Genomic DNA, 18,874 nt, shown 5'->3' on the forward strand with positions numbered 1-18,874 from the left:
CCGCGGTGCCGGGACATGCCAGCGGGCGGTCCGGGCGCTTCCCGACCTTTCATCGACTGAGCCTTTCATCATGACGCAAGCACAGCAGAATTCCAGCGCCGCAACCGGCGAGGCGGACGACCTCGTCTACACCGTCGTCATCAACGACGAAGAGCAGTACTCGATCTGGCCGACGTTCCGCGACGTGCCGGCCGGCTGGCGCGAAGTGGGCGTGCGCGGTCAGAAGGCCGAATGCCTCGCGCACATCGAGACCGTGTGGACCGACATGCGTCCAGCCAGCTTGCGCAGACACATGGACGCGGCAGCCTGAAGAACGCGACCGCCTAAAGCACGCGCAGTGCCATTGAGCGGATCGGCTGTGTGCCAACCGCGCCGCTTCAGCAAAAGGATTCAGAGTATGACCATGCTTTCCATGCCGCTGCCCACGCTCGCCGATTTATCGATCGAGCCGGGCTTGCCGACTGTCGTCTCGCCGCGCGCGGGCGCCGAGATCTCTTTGGAGGAAGCGGCGCCGCTTCTACGTTCGATCGTCGACGACACGCTCGAGCGCGCGGGCGGCGTGCTGTTCACGGGGTTTCGCGTGGCCTCGATCGACGCGTTTCAAAGTTTCGCGGGTTCGTTCGGGCATCCGCTGATCGGTTATGAGTTCGCTTCGACGCCGCGCAGCCAGGTGGAAGGCGCGGTCTATACCTCGACGGAATATCCGCCGCATCGCTCGATTCCTTTGCATAACGAGCAGTCGTACACGCGCGAATGGCCGCTGCGTATCTGGTTCCATTGCGCGCTCGCCGCGCGCAGCGGCGGCGCGACGCCGATCGCCGATAGCCGCGCGATCTATCGTGCGCTGGATCCGGCGCTGGTCGAGCGCTTTGCGAAACGTGAACTGCTCTACGTGCGCAACTTCGGGCAAGGGCTCGATCTGCCGTGGGAGCAGGCGTTCGGTTCGGACGACCCGCGCACCGTCGAGCGGATTTGCCGTGCGCGCGGCATCGAATGCGAATGGCGCGACAGCGAAGACGGCGAACTGCTGCTGCGAACGCGCGAGCGCTGCCAGGCGGTGGCGCGCCATCCGCGCACCGGCGAGCGTGTCTGGTTCAATCAGGCGAATCTGTTCCATCTTTCGTCGCTCGACGAAGACATGCAGGAGGCGTTGATCGATTCGGTCGGCCTCGACAACGTACCGCGCAACGTCTATTACGGCGACGGCGAACCGCTCGAAGCCGACGCGCTCGCGGAAATTCGCGGCGTGCTCGATCAGCAACGGATCGTGTTCCCGTGGCTAACCGGCGACGTGTTGATGCTCGACAACATGCTGACCGCACATGCACGCGATCCGTTCGAAGGCCCGCGCAAAGTCGTGGTCGCAATGGCGCGAAGCTACAGCGAAGCCGAAGGCGAAAAGCGGACGGCCGCGCAATGACGAAATCGCAGGGCGCGGCGCTTGCGGCGCATTCGCTGACGGTCGGCTACCGCGATCACGTCGTGCTCCACGGTCTGAATCTGAACATCGCGGCCGGCCGCGTCACGGCGTTGTGCGGACCGAACGGCTGCGGCAAAAGCACGCTGCTGCGCACGCTTGCCGGCTTGCAACCGGCACTGTCCGGCAGCGTCGATGTGAACGGTGTGCCGCTCGCTTCGCATCGGCGCCGCGTGTTGGCGCGCACGCTCACCATGCTCGCGCAGTTCAATCAGATCCCCTTCGGCCTCACCGTGCGCGAGTTGGTCGCGTATGGCCGCTACGCGCACGGCGGCTGGCTGCGCGGACTCTCGCGCGCCGACCACGCGGCGATCGACGAAGCGCTCGTGACCAGCGGTCTCGCCGACGACGCCGCACGCGACGTTGCCGCACTCTCGGGCGGCGAACGGCAACGCGCGTGGGTCGCAATGGCGCTCGCGCAACAGGCGCCGATCGTGCTGCTCGACGAACCGACCACGTATCTCGACATCCATCATCAACTGGATATTCTGCGTGAATTGCGGCGCCTGAATCGCGAGCGCGGCTTGACGATCGTGTGGGTGCTTCACGACCTGAATCAGGCGGCGGCCTATAGCGACGAAATCGTGTTGATGCGCGCCGGCCGTATCGTCGCACAAGGCTCACCTGATGCAATGCTCGACCCGCGTCACTTGAACGAGACCTTCGGCGTGCCGATGCTCAAGATCGCGCACCCGCAAACGGGCGCGCCGATGTGCGTACCGGCCTATGAAGGCGACTTCATGGACAACCACGCGGACGCCGCTTCCCTCCGTGAGGAAGCGATGAGCAAGGACGTCGCCGCATGACGACGCTTGCCGCACGCAAACGCCTGCGCCATAGCACGCCGGCGATGGACAGCTATCGCGCGCCTGTCAAAAGCCGCGTCACGACAATCGGCGCAGCACTCGTCGCGTTGATCGTCATCGTGGCGGTGATGCGGCTTGCGCCCGGTTTCCGCACATGGCTGGCCGCGCCCGCGGGCAGCGATGCCGCGCAACTTGCCGGCATTCTGCTGTTCGACCTGAACGTGCCGCGCATTCTGGCGGCCCTCGTGGCGGGCGGCTGCCTCGCGGTGGCCGGCACTTTGTTTCAATCGCTCACGCGCAATCCTTTGGCTTCGCCGGATCTGCTCGGCATCACCGGCGGTGCGCAACTCGGCTTGCTTGCCGCGATGCTGGTGCCGTCGCTCGCGGGCGTGGCGTCCGTGCCGCTGCTGTTCGTGTGTGGTCTCGGCGCGGCCGCGTGCGTGGCCGCGGCGGCAGGCGGCTGGCGCGCCACGCCGTTGCGGCTCGTGCTCGCCGGCAGCGTCTGCATGCTGCTGTTCTCCGCGTTGACCACGCTGATTCTCGCGTTCTTCGAGCAGAGCATCGTCGGCGTGTCGTTGTGGGCGAGCGGCAGTCTTTATCAACCCGGCGCGGCGGGGCTCAAGATCGCCGCGTCCTGGCTCGTGCTGCCGCTGATCGCGTTGCCCTTCGTGATTCGCCCACTCGATCCGCTCGCCTTGGGTGACGACGCCGCAGCGGCAGCTGGCGTTCGCGTGGATGCCACTCGTCTCGCGGCGATGATTGTCGCGGTGGGCTTCGCGAGCGTCGCGGTCAGCGTTGCGGGGCCGCTTTCGTATGTCGGCCTGATCGCGCCGAACCTGCTGCGTCAAATGCGTGGCGCGAAAGCGTCGCGGCTGGCGGCGCTCGTGCCCTTGTCCGCGCTGGTCGGCGGCGCACTGGTGCTCGTCACCGATAGCGCCGTCCAGGCGCTCGATCTCGACGCGACGCTTTCGACCGGTGTGGCGATTGCCTTCGTCGGCAGCCCGTTGATGCTCGCGATGATCCGCAGCGGCGCCGCGTGGTCGGGCGCGTTGCACGCTGGTCAGGAGCGCGCGGTCGCGCGAGCGGGCACACGCTTCGTGCGCGCGATCGATGCGTGGCCGTGGCCGCTGACAGCATGCGTATTGGTGCTGCTCGGCGTCGTGCTCGTCTGTGCGGGCGCATCGTTCGGTCCCACGACGATCGGTGTGCAGCGCTGGCTCGCCGCGTTCGATCACCGCGACGAACTCGCGCGGATGTTGCTCGACCTGCGCTTGCCGCGCCTCATCTGCGCATTGCTCGCGGGCGCGCTGCTCGCCGCGAGCGGGGTGTTGATGCAAAGCATCGTGCGCAATCCGCTTGCCGGACCGGAGGTTCTAGGCGTGACACAGGGTGCGGGCCTCGCGACGCTCGCCGCGCTCGTGATGTGGCCGCTTGCCGCCCATTCGACGCTGGCCGCCGCTTCGCTCGCGGGTGGCGGCATCACGCTGGCCCTGACGCTGCTGCTGAATCGCCGGCATCGCTATGCGCCGCTCGCGGTCGCGCTGACGGGCATCGTCATCGGCACGCTGTGGACGACGCTGTCGCAATGGCTCATCACGCAGCAAAGCGTGCAGCCCGCGCGCTTCGTCGTGTGGCTGGTGGGCGGCACGTACGGGCGCAGTTGGGGCGAAGTGACGACGTTGCTGCCATGGTGCGTGCTGGCCGTGCCGGTGTTCGCACTGCTCGCGCGGCCGCTCGATCTGCTTGCATTGGGCGACGACCAGGCCGCCTCGCTGGGCTTGCCGATCGGCGTGTTGCGTCCGCTGGTGCTGACCGTGGCGATGCTTGCCACCTGCGCCGCCGTGGCCGCGGTGGGACCGGTGGGCTTTATCGGCTTGATGGCGCCGCATCTGGCGTCCATGCTCGGCGCGCGGGCTCATCGGACGCGCTTGTGGCTCGCGGCGGCGTGCGGGGCGCTGGTGCTGATCGTAGCCGATATCGCGGCGCGCACGCTGCTGGCGCCGCGCGAAATTCCCGCCGGTGTGCTGACCGCATTGATCGGCGCGCCTTATCTGCTTGCGCTGCTGATCGTGGAGGCTCGGCGCGAGAAGCGGGGTAAACGGTGATGCGGCAACGCGACGACGATCAGCGCGCGCAGTGCTTCGCGCAATTCGCGCCGGAGTCGATCGCGCATTATCTCGAGCACGTGTGGCTCGGCACGCCGAACGCGATCGAGGAAGCCGCACTCGCCGGCGACGCAATCGCGTCGCTGAGCGTGATTCGCGTGAGCGAGTTGGCCGGGCATCGCGCTGAATTGCTCGATGCGATGGTCACGCTCTACGGCGGCGAGCGCGAAACGCATGCACGTGCGTTGTTGTCGCAATGGACCAAGTACTACTTCGGTTTTGCGGCGACGGCCGGATTCGTTGCGGCAGCGTTGCTGCGTCGGCCGCTTGCGATGTCGCCGGATAAAACGCATGTCGTGCTGCGCGACGGTCTACCTATCGCCGCGTATTTCGCACTCGACGCATTGCAGCCGGTTGAGTGCGATCCGGCACACCGTTTTGCGCCGCTGGTCGATCATCTGAATTCGGTGATCGAGACGCTGTGCGCAATGACAAAAATCGCGCCGCGCGTGTTGTGGAGCAACGCCGGCAATCTGCTGGACTACCTGTTCGAACAATGCGCGCCGCAATTCGATCTGACGGGCGACATCGCGTGGCTCTTCGGTCCGATCGCTGCCAATGGCGAGACCAATCCGCTGCGTCTGCCCGTGCGCCCGGCAAAACCGCGCGCCGCGAGTCTGCCGAGTCCGTTCAGCGCACGACGCGTGTGCTGCGTACGTTATGAAATTCCTGGAGAGACGCAATTGTGTGGACGCTGCCCCCTGCTATTGACGATGAGCGATGCGGAAATCGCATTGCAGGCCGCTTCGCATTGACAGTGATTAAGTCAACGACGCCCTCGATGCCAAGGCCGCGCCGCGAGAAGAAAACCCTGCGTTTCAGCCAGCTTTGCACGCATGCTGTGGTGGCGGTCACGTTGTTTTCCAGCGCGTATGCATTTGCAGAAGGTAGCAGCGGCGCAGCGGCCGCTGCAGGCGCAAGCAGCCCGACTCCCCCAAACACCGCACAAGCGCAGCAGCAAACCTGCAAGCCGCTCGCCGACAACCCGATCGTCTCGCAAGCCAGCCCGTCGTTGCCTGCACAGCCGATGCGCATCGTCGTCCTCGAATTCATGTTCGCCGAAGACCTCGCAGCCGTCGGTATCACGCCGGTCGGCATGGCCGACCCCGAGTATTACCCCGTGTGGATCGGATACGACAATGCGCGTCTTGCGTCGGTGCCCGATATCGGCACGCGTCAGGAGCCGAGCCTCGAGGCAATTGCGGCGGTCAAGCCCGATCTGATCCTCGGCGTCGGATTGCGTCATGCGCCGATTTTTGCGGCGTTAGAACGCATTGCGCCGACCGTGCTGTTCAAATACGGTCCGAACTTCACCGAAGACGGCTCGCGCGTCACGCAACTCGATTGGGGCCGCAAGATTCTGCGCACCATCGGCTGTCTGACGGGACGCGAGGAGGCGGCGCGCGCCGTCGAAGCCAGGGTCGATGCAGGATTCGCCCGCGACGCGCGGCGCCTCGCCGAAGCGGGCCGTCGCGGCGAACAGGTAGCGTGGTTGCAGGAACTGGGCTTGCCCGATCGCTACTGGGCGTTCACCGGCAACAGCACGGCAGCGGGTGTCGCGCATGCGCTCGGGCTCAATTTGTGGCCCGCTGAGGCGACGCGCGAAGGCACCGCGTACGTGAGTTCGGAAGATCTGTTGAAGAAGCCGAAGCTGACCGTGCTGTTCGTCAGTGCGACTGAAACGGATGTCCCGCTCGCCACCAAACTCGATTCGCCGATCTGGCGTTTCGTGCCGGCTCGCAGCGCGGGACGCGTCGGGCTTGTCGAGCGGAATATCTGGGGTTTTGGTGGACCGATGTCGGCGCTGCGGCTCGCCGACACGATGACAGATACGTTGCTGTCGTTGCCGGCGCCGGCTGTCAGGAAGCAGGAGCACTAATTCGACGAAGAGCCGGTTCGTGCAGAGGCCAGGCGTAGGAATCCAGCTAGCCTCCAACACGGTCCTGCGACTCCATCCGGTAGTCGGTCCGCAATCCAATCTGCTCAGACACGAATCATCAACGGCGCTGTTTACCTTGGTTGGATTCGATCTGTTGTCGCAGCCGCGCCTCGCTTTCCTGAAGTTCGGGCGTGAACGCATCTCCGAAGTCAGCAGCCTCGTAGAAGGGACGAATTTCGATTTCCGAGTCGCTCGGCATCGGGTTCGGGCAGCGGCGCACCCATTCGATTGCTTCTTCCATGGACTGCACTTGCCAGATCCAGAAGCCGGCGACTAACTCCTTGGTTTCGGCGAACGGACCGTCGACAACGCTTCGGTCCTTGCCGGAAAACTTCACCCGCACGCCCTTCGAACTGGGCTTCAGACCGTCGCAATCGACGAGGATGCCGGCCTTGACCAGTTCATCGTTGAATCGGCCCATCGCCGCGAACTCTTCCTTGCTGGGCAGTTGACCCGTTTCGGATTCGGGGGTTGCCTTGACCATCACCATCACGCGCATTTCGTTTCTCCTGTCAGAAAGGTCGGTCACCTGTTTCGTCGGAAGACATGCATTCGGTGACTTCAACACTACGACGATCGAATGCGCACGGAATCGACAGGCCAATGGCATGAAGGTACGAAAAAATGCGTGGAGCAAGAGGCCAAGGCGGGCGGATGCGTCCCTATTCGTTACGCGAGATGCGTAAGCCCGCTGGGCGCCGGACCACCAGGGCCCAACGAGCCATCCTTCAGATCATCACCCCATCGTACCGTTGGCCACCGCCGCGCTTTGCACCGCTTGCGCCGAACCATGCGTCTCGCTGACGATACTGCCGTTCTCCAGCTTCAACACACGGTCCGCGAGATGGAAGTAGCGGTCGTCGTGGCTGATCACCAGCACGGTCTTGCCGCGCGAGCGCAACTCCGGCAGCAGTTGCTCGTAGAACACCGCTTTGAACTGCGGGTCCTGATCGGCGGCCCATTCGTCGAACAGATAGAACGGCCGGTCTTCCAGATATGCGACCACCAGCGCGAGGCGTTTGCGCTGACCGGTGGAGAGCGCCCGTGTGGAGAACGCGCCGTTCACAACCTGCACCTTGTGATCGAGCGCGAGCTTCGCGACCAGGGCGTTGGCGCGGGCATCCGCCTGCGCGCGTGAGGCATCGTTCGGATCGACGATGCCAAGCAGCGCGTCGAACAGATGGAAATCGTTGAACACAGCCGTAAAGCGCTGACGATACGCGGCGCGTTCCGCGAAGCCGACCCGCTTGCCGTCCAGTTCGATCGTGCCGTCTTCGGGTTCGTAGAGACCGGTCAGCACTTTCGCGAGCGTCGTCTTGCCGCTGCCGTTGCCGCCGACGATGAACACCAGCTCACCCGGCCTGAAGGTCAGATTGACCGGCCCGACCCGGAACATCCGCTCGTCGCGCTCATGAAAGTACGAGTGCGTGACGTTGCTGAGCGTGAGCGTGCGATATGGCGCGTGGGAAGCATTTTCGTCGGGCGGTGGCGAGGTGCGCAGCGCGCCGAATTCGCCCATCACTTTTTCGATGCGATCGAGCGAAACGCGCGCCGCATTCAAAGTCGGCACGTTGTTGAGCAGGCCGTCCAGCGGCAGCAGCATGAAAAGGAATACCACCACGTAGCCCGATGCCGACGGTGCATCGGCATGCACGCCGAGTGCCGGCCAGAATGCCGCGACGCCCAGGAACACATAGAACAGGAACACGATCCAGCCGACCCCGACCGCATACGCGCTGAATGCGCGACGCCGGTGATCTCGCACTTCGTCGATGGCCGAGCCGAGTTGGCCGTCCACGAATTGACGTGAACGCGCCTGATGCAGCTTGAGTTCCTTCGCGCCGGTGAAGAGCGCGCCGAGATAGCCGAACAGTTTGTCCTGCGAGCGGCCCGCGGCTTCGAGCGAGGCGATCGCGCGCTTGTCGCCGGCGTGATAGCCGAACGAGCCGACCAGGATCGCGGCGACCGCGAGTAGGCAAACCGGCCACGACAGCCACGCCAGACAACCGAGGCAGCCGAACACGATCGAGCCGTGCATCACCAGATTGGGCAATGCGAAGAACAGCATCGACACGTTGGTGGCGTCGTCGGTCAGCACGGATTGCACGGGCGCCGCGCCGATTCGTTCGACATCGCGCAACTCAGCCTCGGCCACGCGCCGCGCGACATGCTCACGCAACTGCGCCATCGTGTCCTGCGAGAGGCGCGCGAACAGCACGCCGGTGATCACGCGCGTGACGAGCGCGACGACCGCGCACACCGCGAAACGCAGGGCGAGCGACATATCGGCGGCGCCTGTTTGCGACAGTGCGCGGCTCAAGGTCGCCACGAGCAGCACGCTCGCGATGCCATTCAGCACGCACGCGGTCAGCGCGATCGCGAAGGCACCACGAGAGCGTTTGAGCAGCGCCACGATCAGGCGCATGGCGGGCTTGCCCGTGGAGTGGGAGGGAGGTGAAGCAGACGAGGGTGGCGCGTCGTAGCGCTCGTTGGCAGCGGTCATCGGCAATGTGTCGCAGTGGGTCGCAATGGATCGGTGAAGGGCGGCGCATGCGGGCGTGCGGCCATCCAGCGGGGCGCAAAGACACGCCCCTCGCCTGATAGACGAATGGGCGAAGCAAACATTTACCGCGCGCGTTCATCTGCCACATCAAAAAGATGCAGTCCAAATAAAAACGGCACAGGCGGTAAAGATTTGCGATTGCGGATCGTCACACCAATGAAGCGGCCCATTGCGGCCTGCGACTTGGCCTATACGGTCAGTTCTAACGGATTTCATGCCCATGACGAGCTTCCCGATTGCGTTGCACCACCAGATCTGCGCGCTGGCGCGCATTGATCCCGATGCGCCCGCGCTGGCGTCCTTTACGCCGCATACCGTGCGGCTGACGCGTGGCGAACTGGATAACCGCGCGGCGCGCCTTGCCGCGCAACTGCGCGCGGCGGGTGTGACGACTGAAGTGCGCGTGGGTGTTTGCGTCGCGCGGTCGTGCGATCTGTTCGTCGCGTTGCTCGCTGTATTGAAGGCGGGCGGCGTATTCGTCGCGCTCGATCCGCGTCATCCGGCGGCACGCCTCGATTGGGTCGCGCGGGATGCGGGGCTCATGCACGGTATCGTCGACGGTTCCGCCGACGCGGCGATGCGCGCGCGTTTCGCGCAATGTTTCGACGTCGCAAGCGCTGCTGCGACAGATGCGGCAGCACCGCGTTTCGATGGCGATGAAGAAAACACGCCAGTGCATCCGCGCGCGGCGGCCTACATGATCTATACATCGGGTTCGACGGGCACGCCGAAAGCCGTGGCTGTCGAGCACGGACCGCTCGCCGCGCACGGCGAAGCGCTGGCCGACTCGTTGCCGATCGGTGCAAATGACCGCGTGCTGCATTTCGCATCGGTCAATTTCGACGTGTCAATCGAGGCATGGTTAGTACCGCTAGCCGTCGGCGGCAGCGTGGTGATCAGCGACCCGCCGCCGTTCGCGCCGGAAACCACGCATGCGTTCATGCTGCGCGAAGGCATCACCAATACGACGCTGCCGCCCGCTTATGTGCGCGAGTTCGCGAACGTTTGCGAACGCCTCGGCGTGCCGCCTTCGCTGCGCACGCTGCTGTTCGGTGGCGAGGCAATGTCACAAGACAGTTTCGACGAGATACGCCGCGTGTTCCCTGCGGTGCGTCTGGTCAACGGCTACGGGCCGACTGAGGCGGTGATTTCGCCGATGCTGTGGCCCGTCGATCCTGGCATGACACCGGCACTCGAAGATGGCAATGGCTTTGCGTCGCTGCCGATCGGTCGGCCGATCGGGCGGCGCGTGGCGCGCATCGACGGCGCGACGCAACAGGGTGAAAGCGGTGAGTTGTTGCTGGGCGGCGTGTGTCTCGCGCGCGGCTACCACGGTCGCGCGGCGCTCACGGCTGAACGTTTTCTGCCGGACCCGAGCGGCGAACCGGGCGCGCGCATCTACCGCACCGGTGACCTCGCCCGTGAACGCATGGACGGCTCGTTCGACTATCTCGGCCGCATCGACGATCAGGTTCAGGTGCGCGGCGTGCGCGTCGAACCGGGCGAGATCGCGGCTTGTCTGCTGACGCATCCGGCAGTGGCCGATGCTGGAGTGCTCGCCGAGACGGCTGGCGGCCGAACGCAACTGATCGCCTGCGTCGTGCTGCAAGACGAACTCGACGATGCCGCGCTGCAAGCGCATCTCGCCGCGCATCTGCCGCAGGCGTGGATGCCGCATCGTTTGGTGCGCTTCGAGCGCCTGCCGTACACATTGAACGGCAAACTCGATCGCGCCGCATTGCGTGACTTCATTGCCACGATGCCGGCGGTTGTCGATGTGAATCACGTCGCGCCTCGAACCGCCACGGAAGCGCGGCTCGCCGCGCTTTGGCAAACCTTGCTGAGCGATCCGGCGCCGATCGGTTGCGGCGACCGCTTCTTCGCACGCGGCGGCGATTCGCTCGCGGCGATGCAATTGCAGGCGGCGATCCGTATCGAATGGCGCGTGAATCTGCGGCTCGACGCATTGTTCGACGATCAATCGCTCGAAGCGCTGGCGCGTTTGATCGACGACAGCGAGACCGAAACGTCGGTGGGTTCGCACGCCATCACCGTGGTGCAGACCAACGACGCGCCGGTCGTCGACCGCGCCGCCTCGTTCGCGCAGCAGCGCTTCTGGGTGCTCGCGCAAACGCAGGACGCCGGCGCGGCATATCACGTCGCCGTGCAATGGGACGTGCAGGGTGCGCTGGAGATCGGCACGCTGCAGCGCTCGCTCGATTGTCTGATCGCGCGTCATCAGGCGTGGCGAACCACGCTGGTCGAGTCCGACGACGGTATCGTCGTACAGCGCATTCATGCACGCTTGCCGGTGCAGGTCGCGCAAATCGATTTGCGCGTTTGCGGCGAGGCCGAACGCACGTCGCGATTGGTGGAGTTGACCGAACAGCAAGTCGGCGCGGCTTTCGATCTGTCTAAAGGTCCACTCGTGCGGGCCGCGCTCGTCACGCTCACCGACAACACGCAGCGTTTCCTGCTGACCACGCATCATTCGATCAGCGACGGCTGGAGTTCACGCTGCGCTTTCGACGAACTGCGAGCCGCCTACGCGGCGTTCGCAACGGGAAGCGAGCCGCAATTGCCCGCGTTGTCTGTCCAATACGCCGACTACGCGCTATGGCAACGCGCCTGGCTCGCAGCCGGCGAAGGCGAACGGCAACTAGCGTACTGGCGCGACGCATTGCGCGATGCACCCGAAGCGCTAGCCTTGCCGCTCGACCGCCCACGCTCGCCGGAACACGACTATCGCGGTGGCCGTGTCGCGCTGCGTTTGCCCGTCGCGCTTTCCGAGGCCGTGCGCGAAACGGCGCGACGCGCGCAGGCATCGCCGTTCACTGTGCTGCTCGCCGCCTTCGACGCCTGGCTTTACCGATTGACCGGCACGACCGACATAGTCGTGGCCGCGCCGATCGCGCATCGGCAACGCGCGGAGACCGCGCCGTTGGTGGGTCTTTTCCTCAACACGCTTGCGCTGCGCGCGCGTGTCGCGCCGGATCGATCGTTCGCCGCGCTGCTCGACAGCGTGCGCCGTTCCGCGTTCGACGCGTTCGCGCATCAGGATGTGCCGTTCGATCAGGTGCTCGACGCCGTCAAGCCGCCGGTGCGGCGCGGCGACGCGTGGCTCACGGTGAAGTTCGCGCAGCAGTTCGATCTGGAACTGTCGGCTGAATTGCCGGGCGCTTCCGTGCGCATGTCGCCGGGTCTGGATCTCGCCGCCCGCTTCGACTACGCGCTCGATTTCACCGACGATCCGCGCGGCATCGAACTGGTCGTCGCCTATGCGCTCGACGGTATCGAGGAAGCGACCGCCCGCGCGTGGCTGCACAGCTATGCCGCGCTCGTCGCCGATGCCGTGCGTGATCCGCAGCGCGCGATTGCCGAACTGGATTGCGCCGACGGCGCTGACTATCGCGCCGCGCGGCGTGGTCGTGAATTCCAGCCGGCGGCTGATAACGTGATTGCGTTATTCGCGCGGCATGCACGTGAAACGCCGGGTCGTGCGGCGCTCGCGGATGCCGAGACGCAACTCACGTACGCCGAAGTCGATGCTGCGTCCGACCGTATCGCATCTGCTCTGCGGCAACGTGGGGTCGGCGTGGAGCAGCCGGTGGCCGTCTGTATCGAGCGGTCGGTCCGCTTTGCGGTTGCGCTGATCGGTGTGATGAAGTCAGGTGCGTACTTCGTGCCGCTCGATCCTGCCGCGCCGCGTGAGCGTCTGACTGCTTCCGTCGAAGCGTGTGGCGCGCGATGGATTCTGACGGCCGCTCAAACGCAAGCTGAGACGCCGGCGGGCGCAGCGACCGCGCTCGACTTCGATACGCTCACACAAGCTTCATCGCCAGCAAGTGTGGACGACACGATCGCGCACACGTCACCGCTAGCGAACCAGGCTGCCTACCTGATCTTCACCTCCGGCTCGACCGGCACGCCGAAAGGCGTCGTCATCTCGCATGGCGCACTGGCCGACTACGTCGAGGGCATGCTCGACGAACTCGCATTCGCCGCCGACGCTTCCATGGCAATGGTCTCCACCGTCGCCGCCGACCTCGGCCACACGACGCTATTCGGCGCGCTCTGTTCGGGCCGCACGCTGCATCTATTGCCCGCGCAATGCGCATTCGATCCCGATCGATTCGCCCACGAAATGCGCATGCGCGATGTCGGCATTCTGAAGATCGTGCCGAGCCACCTGCATGCGCTGCTCGACGCGCAGCATCCGGCCGACGTGCTGCCCGCGCATGCGCTGGTGACGGGCGGCGAAACGCTGCCGTGGTCGCTGGTCGAGCGGATCGCGGAACTGAAGCCTGCATGCCGCGTGATCAATCACTATGGCCCGACCGAAGCAACGGTAGGCGCATTGACGTGCGACACATCCGCGCCCGCGCAAGCCGCATTGCACGCGTTGAGCGCGCGCAACGCACAAGCGGTGCCGCTTGGTCTGCCGCTGCCGAACGCATACGCTTGCGTACTCGACAGCCACGGCGCGAGCGTACCGCCGGGCGCGATCGGCGAGTTGTATCTCGGCGGACCGGGTTTGGCGCGTGGTTATCTGAATCGCGCCGCGGCGACCGCTGAGCGTTTCGTGCCGAATCCGTTCGCGCCGGGCGAGCGTCTCTATCGAACGGGTGATCGCGTGAGGTTGCGCGCCGATCGCCGGCTGGATTTTATGGGCCGCCTCGACGATCAGGTCAAGATTCGCGGCTACCGCGTCGAGCCTGGCGAAGTCAGTGCGGCACTACGCGCGCTCGACGGCATCGCTCAGGCTGAAACGCTTGCCGTGGAGCATGAGGGGCGCTTGCGTCTGGCATCATTCGTCGCCTTGACGAGTGGTGCCCGCTTCGACGAAGCCGCATTGCGCGCGGCGTTGAGCGCGCGCTTGCCGGACTACATGGTGCCGGCCGTGTTGCAACATGTCGCCGCGCTGCCGGTGACCGCGAACGGCAAGGTGGATCGTGCGGCATTGCGGGTCTTGGCGGCTTCACCGGCGCCGTTGGTGGCCGCGGGCGATGCGCCGCAAAACGCAACGGAAGAAGCGCTCGCCGCAGTGTGGAAGGACGTGCTCAAAGCCGAGCGCGTGGGCCGCGACGACAACTTCTTCGAGTTGGGCGGCGATTCAATTCTGGTGTTGCAGGTGATCGCCCGTTCGCGCAAGCGCGGTGTGCGCTTCACACCGAAACAACTGTTCGATGCGCCAACGTTAGCGCAACTCGCACGTGTCGCAACGACAGTCGATATCACCGCACAGGCTGCGCCGGGTGTGTCGAAGTCACAGGCTGCACCCGCCAAAGGCGAGCTCTCCGCACCGCTCACGCCCGCGCAACTGCGTTTCTTCGCGCTGGATATTCCGCGGCGTGGTCACTGGAATCAGTCCATCGAACTCGACACGCAGGCACCGTTCGACTTCGACGCTTTTGCGCGGGCATTCGAAACGCTGCTGACGCATCATGAGATTTTCCGTCAGCGTTTCACGCCTGTCGGCGCGCAAGGCGAATGGCGTCTCGAACTGGCCGAGCGCGCATTCGAAACACTGCCGCTTGCCGCGAGTTCCGCATGCGACGAAGCCGACGCGCTAGCCCAATTCGACGCCTTGCAAAGCACGCTCGATCTGACGCATGGTCCGCTCGTCTGCGCGCTGGCCGCGCTGCTGCCAGACGGCACCACGAAGCTCTTTCTGGCGATCCACCACATCATCGTGGACGGCGTGACGTGGCGTGTGTTGCTCGACGACCTGGATGCCGCCTATCGCGCCGCTTGCGAGCGTCGCAGCGTGCGTCTCGCGTCGACGGGGACCAGTGCGCAGGAATGGGCGGCACGGCTCGTACGTGCAACGCTCGACATCACCAACTCGCCGTTTGCCGCCGAACTGCCGTATTGGGCCGCGCTCGCCGCGCCCTACGACGATCTGCCGCTCGACCGTCCGCAAGCGAGGGCGACCAACGCCGACGCACAATCCGTGATCCAGACCATCAACGCCGATCTGACGCGCGCCGCATTGACGGAAGCGAATGCCGCATATCGCACGCAGATGATCGAGTTGCTGATCGCCGCGCTGGCGCAGTCGCTCGACATGCCCGTGTGCCGTATCGAACTCGAAGGCCACGGCCGCGAGGCGTTGTTCGACGATGTCGATGTCAGCCGCACTCCCGGCTGGCTCACGAGTCACTATCCGGTGCAGTTCACGCTTGAAAGCACGCCGGCGGCCACGCTCGGCGCGGTCAAGGACACGCTGCGCGCGGTGCCGAACAAGGGTCTCGGTTTCGGCGTGCTGCGCCACTACGGCGACCCTTCCGCGCGCGCGACCCTTGCCGCCGTGCCGCGTCCGCATGTGACCTTCAACTATCTCGGCCAGTTCGACGCGCCGCGCGAAGCGGCGCTCGTGCCGCGTTTCGGCGGCGCGGGCCGCGAACGCGATCCGGCGGGATCGATCGGCAACGCGTTGGCGATTCACGCGTATATCGACGGCGACGCCACGCGCACGCTCAAAATCCATTGGATCTACGGTGCAACGCAATTCGAGCGCGCTACCGTGGAAGCCATCGCGCAGCGCTTTGAAAGCGCGCTCGCGGCATTGACAGCGGCATGCGCGGCGCGTCTCGCGCAACGCGGCGGCGGCGCAACGCCCGGCGACTATCCGCTCGCACGCGCGGGCGGCTTGACGCAGGCCGCGCTGGAGCGCGTGCCGCTCGACTTGCGCAGCGTCGACGATATCTATCCGCTTTCGCCGATGCAGCACGGCATTCTGTTCCACTCGCTGTTCGCGCCCGAGCAATCCACCTATGTGAACCAACTGGTCGCGACCTTGATCGAGCCGGACGTGGTGCGTCTGCGCACTGCATTCGAAGCCGCCGTGCCGCGCCACGACATTCTGCGCACCAGCTTCACGCCGGACGAAGCGACACCGATGCAGATCGTGCATCGGCAGGCGCGTATGCCGGTGGAGGTTCTCGATTGGCGCGAGCGCGGTGCGCAAGCGCATGATGCATTCGAAAGCTGGCTCAGCGCCGACCGTGCGCGCGGTTTCGATCTGACGTCGCCGCCGTTGATGCGCGTCGCGCTGATCCGCGTGACGGACGACGCCTGGCGTCTCGTCTGGACACGTCACCATTTGCTGCTCGACGGCTGGAGTACGGCGCGTTTCTTCGCCGACGTGCTGCGCGACTATATCGAGCCGCCGCGTCCGCAACCGTTCGCGGCGCCCGCGAAAACGCGCTATCGCGACTTCATCGCGTGGCTGGCCGCACGCGACGCCGACAGCGAGCGCGCGTTCTGGCTGCAGCGTCTCGCGTTGCTCGACGAACCGACGCGGGTTGCCGGGCGCGAGTCCGCGAGCGGCGGCGAACCGCAGCATCTCACGCGGCGGGAAACGATCGACGCTGCGACTGCGGCGCGCCTCACCGAAACCGCGCGCCGTCTGAAGGTCACGGTCAACACGATGGTGCAGGGCGCGTGGGCACTCGCGCTGCAACGGATGACGCATCACACGGCCGTCGCGTTCGGCGCGACCGTCGCCGGTCGTCCAGATGCGTTGCCGGACGTCGATACCGTGCTGGGGCTTTTCATCAACACGCTGCCGGTGATTACGGCACCGTTGCCGCAACGCCGGGCATCGGCGTGGCTGCACGATTTGCAGCGCGACAACGCCGCAGCCGCGGAGCATGCGCATACGCCGCTCTATGAAATCCAGCAATGGGCGGGACAGGGTGGCGGCGCGCTGTTCGACACGTTGGTGGTGTTTGAAAACTATCCCGTGGATGAAGCATGGCAAGGACGCGACGAGCGCGCGCTCAAACTGCGTGACTTGCGCAATATCGAAGCGACCGACTTCGCGCTCACGCTGGTGATCGAAGCGGGCGCGACGCTCACGATCGACTACGGTTATGACGCCGCGCTACTCGACGAAACGCGTGTTGCCGCGTTGCATCGCGCATTCGCCGCGTGCTTTGCGGGCCTGATCGCCAATCCGGACGCGCCGCTCGGCACGATTTCGATTTCCACCGCCGACGATCTGGCCGCGCTGGCGCGTTTCAACTCGACCGCGCAAGTGTGGCCGGACACACAACAGCAGGCGCTGCATCGCCAGTTCGAACAGAAGGCATTGGCGCTGGCCGACGCGATTGCGCTTGAATATGTCGACGCGCAAGGGCGCACGCAGCAGATGACCTACGGCGAACTCGATGCGAGCGCCGATCGCGTCGCCGCCTCGCTCGTCGAAGCCGGCGTGCGTGCGGACACGGCGGTGGCGCTGTGCGTCGAGCGTTCGTTCGAGATGGTCGTGGCGCTGATCGGCGTGCTCAAAGCGGGCGCCGCGTATCTGCCAATCGATCCCGACTATCCGGCGGACCGCATCGCCTATCTGCTCGACGACGCGATGCCCGCTGTCGTGCTGACGCAGCCGCATCTGCTGGATGGTGTCATGGTAGCGATTGGCGATAACGGCGTGAAGATCCTCACCGTCGATGCACTGCGCGGCGCCGACTTCACGCTCAGCGCTCCCGTGCCAGTCGCGCTCGATCAACTTGCCTACCTGATCTACACGTCCGGTTCCACAGGCAAGCCCAAGGGCGCGGGCAATACGCATCGCGCGCTGGCGAACCGCATTGCATGGATGCAGGACGCGTATCGCCTCGACGCAAACGACGTCGTGTTGCACAAGACGCCGTTCGGTTTCGACGTGTCGGTATGGGAGTTCGTGTGGCCGCTCGCCATCGGCGCGAAGCTCGCCATCGCGGCGCCGGGCGACCATCGCGATCCGGCGCGCCTCGTCGCGGCCATCGAAACACATCGCGTTACTACGCTGCATTTTGTGCCGTCGATGCTCGCGGCCTTCGTCGCTCATCTGGAAGACTTTCATGCGGCGGCGCGCTGCGCGAGCATCGAGCGAATCGTCGCCAGCGGCGAAGCGCTCGCGCCGGAACTGGTGGCGCGGGTCACCAAACAATTGCCGCACGCGCGGCTCTATAACCTCTACGGCCCGACGGAGGCCGCCATCGACGTTTCGCATTGGACGTGCGATGCGCGCGATGCCGACGCGGCGTCCGTGCCGATCGGTCATCCGATTGCCAACCTGCAATTGCACGTGCTCGACGCGGCGTTGCAACCGCTGCCGCAAGGCGCGATCGGCGAACTGTACCTGGGCGGCGTGGGGCTGGCGCGCGGCTACCTCGGCCGCGCCGCACTGACGGCGGAGCGCTTCGTGCCCGATCCGTTCTCGCACGGCGCGCGGCTCTATCGAACCGGCGACCTGGCGCGTCGCCGCGCGGACGGCGCGCTCGACTATCTCGGCCGCATGGATACGCAGGTGAAATTGCGTGGTCAACGGATCGAGCCCGGTGAAATCGAAGCGTTGCTGCGTGCGGCGCCGGGCGTGCACGACGCGGTGGTGATCGTGCGCGACGAGCAACTGATCGGCTACGTGGCGTGCGGTGCGGACAACGCACTCGATACGCAGGCGCTGCTCGACGATTTGCGTGCGCAACTGCCGTCGTACATGGTGCCTTCGTATCTGATCGCGATGGATGCGCTGCCGGTCACGCCAAACGGCAAATGCGACCGTCACGCATTGCCGGCTCCTGTGCGCGGGACCGCCTCAGAAAGCGCCGTCTGCGCGGCCGCCACGGAGACGGAACGTGAACTCGCCGAGATCTGGAAGCGCGTGCTGCGCGTCGACACGATTGGCCGCGATGACGACTTCTTCGCGCTGGGCGGCCACTCGCTGCTCGCGACGCAAGCCAACGCGCAGGCGAATCTGCACTGGACGCTGATTCTGCCGCTACGCACCCTGTTCGACGAACGCACGTTGCAGCGTTGCGCCGCCGCGATCGACCGCGCGCTCGCCGAGCGCGACGCGCACGGCGCAGGCGATACCGCGAGCGCGATCGATGCGCTCCTCGACGAATTCGAACTGCAATGAGCCAACACGTCGGC

9 protein-coding genes are annotated in these 18,874 nt (G+C 65.6%); 7 read left to right on the plus strand and 2 right to left on the minus strand.

Going from position 1 to position 18,874, the window contains the following annotated elements; all coding sequences use genetic code 11:
• Nucleotides 1-70: 70 nt before the first annotated feature.
• The 6 genes from B0G81_RS04085 to B0G81_RS04110 all read left to right on the plus strand — a co-directional run bounded on the left by B0G81_RS04085 (nucleotide 71) and on the right by B0G81_RS04110 (nucleotide 6,327).
• Nucleotides 71-310, plus strand: a complete 240-nt coding sequence (locus tag B0G81_RS04085) for an MbtH family NRPS accessory protein (protein WP_134133615.1) — start codon at nucleotides 71-73, stop codon at nucleotides 308-310.
• A gap of 87 nt (nucleotides 311-397) precedes the next feature.
• On the plus strand, nucleotides 398-1,420 hold the full coding sequence (locus B0G81_RS04090; protein ID WP_134133616.1) for a TauD/TfdA family dioxygenase: 1,023 nt from the start codon (nucleotides 398-400) through the stop codon (nucleotides 1,418-1,420).
• A complete protein-coding gene (locus B0G81_RS04095) occupies nucleotides 1,417-2,283 on the plus strand; it encodes an ABC transporter ATP-binding protein (protein ID WP_134133617.1) in 867 nt (288 codons plus the stop codon). Before B0G81_RS04090 ends, B0G81_RS04095 begins: the two co-directional genes overlap by 4 nt.
• Nucleotides 2,280-4,388 carry a Fe(3+)-hydroxamate ABC transporter permease FhuB gene (gene fhuB, locus B0G81_RS04100; protein ID WP_134133618.1) on the plus strand — a complete coding sequence of 703 codons (2,109 nt, stop codon included), beginning with the start codon at nucleotides 2,280-2,282 and terminating at the stop codon, nucleotides 4,386-4,388. Before B0G81_RS04095 ends, fhuB begins: the two co-directional genes overlap by 4 nt.
• On the plus strand, nucleotides 4,388-5,203 hold the full coding sequence (fhuF, locus tag B0G81_RS04105; protein ID WP_134133619.1) for a siderophore-iron reductase FhuF: 816 nt from the start codon (nucleotides 4,388-4,390) through the stop codon (nucleotides 5,201-5,203). Before fhuB ends, fhuF begins: the two co-directional genes overlap by 1 nt.
• A gap of 26 nt (nucleotides 5,204-5,229) precedes the next feature.
• Entirely contained in the window at nucleotides 5,230-6,327 is a 1,098-nt protein-coding gene (locus B0G81_RS04110; RefSeq protein WP_134133620.1) for an iron-siderophore ABC transporter substrate-binding protein, read from the plus strand.
• A gap of 118 nt (nucleotides 6,328-6,445) precedes the next feature.
• On the opposite strand, the gene B0G81_RS04115 is transcribed toward B0G81_RS04110, so the two are convergent.
• Together B0G81_RS04115 and B0G81_RS04120 are read right to left on the minus strand one after the other, a co-directional pair.
• Complete coding sequence (locus B0G81_RS04115) at nucleotides 6,446-6,886, minus strand: YciI family protein (protein ID WP_134133621.1); 441 nt, start codon at nucleotides 6,884-6,886, stop codon at nucleotides 6,446-6,448.
• 237 nt (nucleotides 6,887-7,123) lie between these two features.
• On the minus strand, nucleotides 7,124-8,890 hold the full coding sequence (locus B0G81_RS04120) for a cyclic peptide export ABC transporter (RefSeq protein ID WP_134133622.1): 1,767 nt from the start codon (nucleotides 8,888-8,890) through the stop codon (nucleotides 7,124-7,126).
• Between the two features lie 280 nt (nucleotides 8,891-9,170).
• Between B0G81_RS04120 and B0G81_RS04125 the strand changes: the two genes are divergently transcribed.
• On the plus strand, nucleotides 9,171-18,860 hold the full coding sequence (locus B0G81_RS04125) for a non-ribosomal peptide synthetase (protein ID WP_134133623.1): 9,690 nt from the start codon (nucleotides 9,171-9,173) through the stop codon (nucleotides 18,858-18,860).
• Nucleotides 18,861-18,874 lie beyond the last annotated feature (14 nt).

This window comes from Paraburkholderia sp. BL6665CI2N2, assembly GCF_004366535.1.
Lineage (GTDB): Bacteria > Pseudomonadota > Gammaproteobacteria > Burkholderiales > Burkholderiaceae > Paraburkholderia.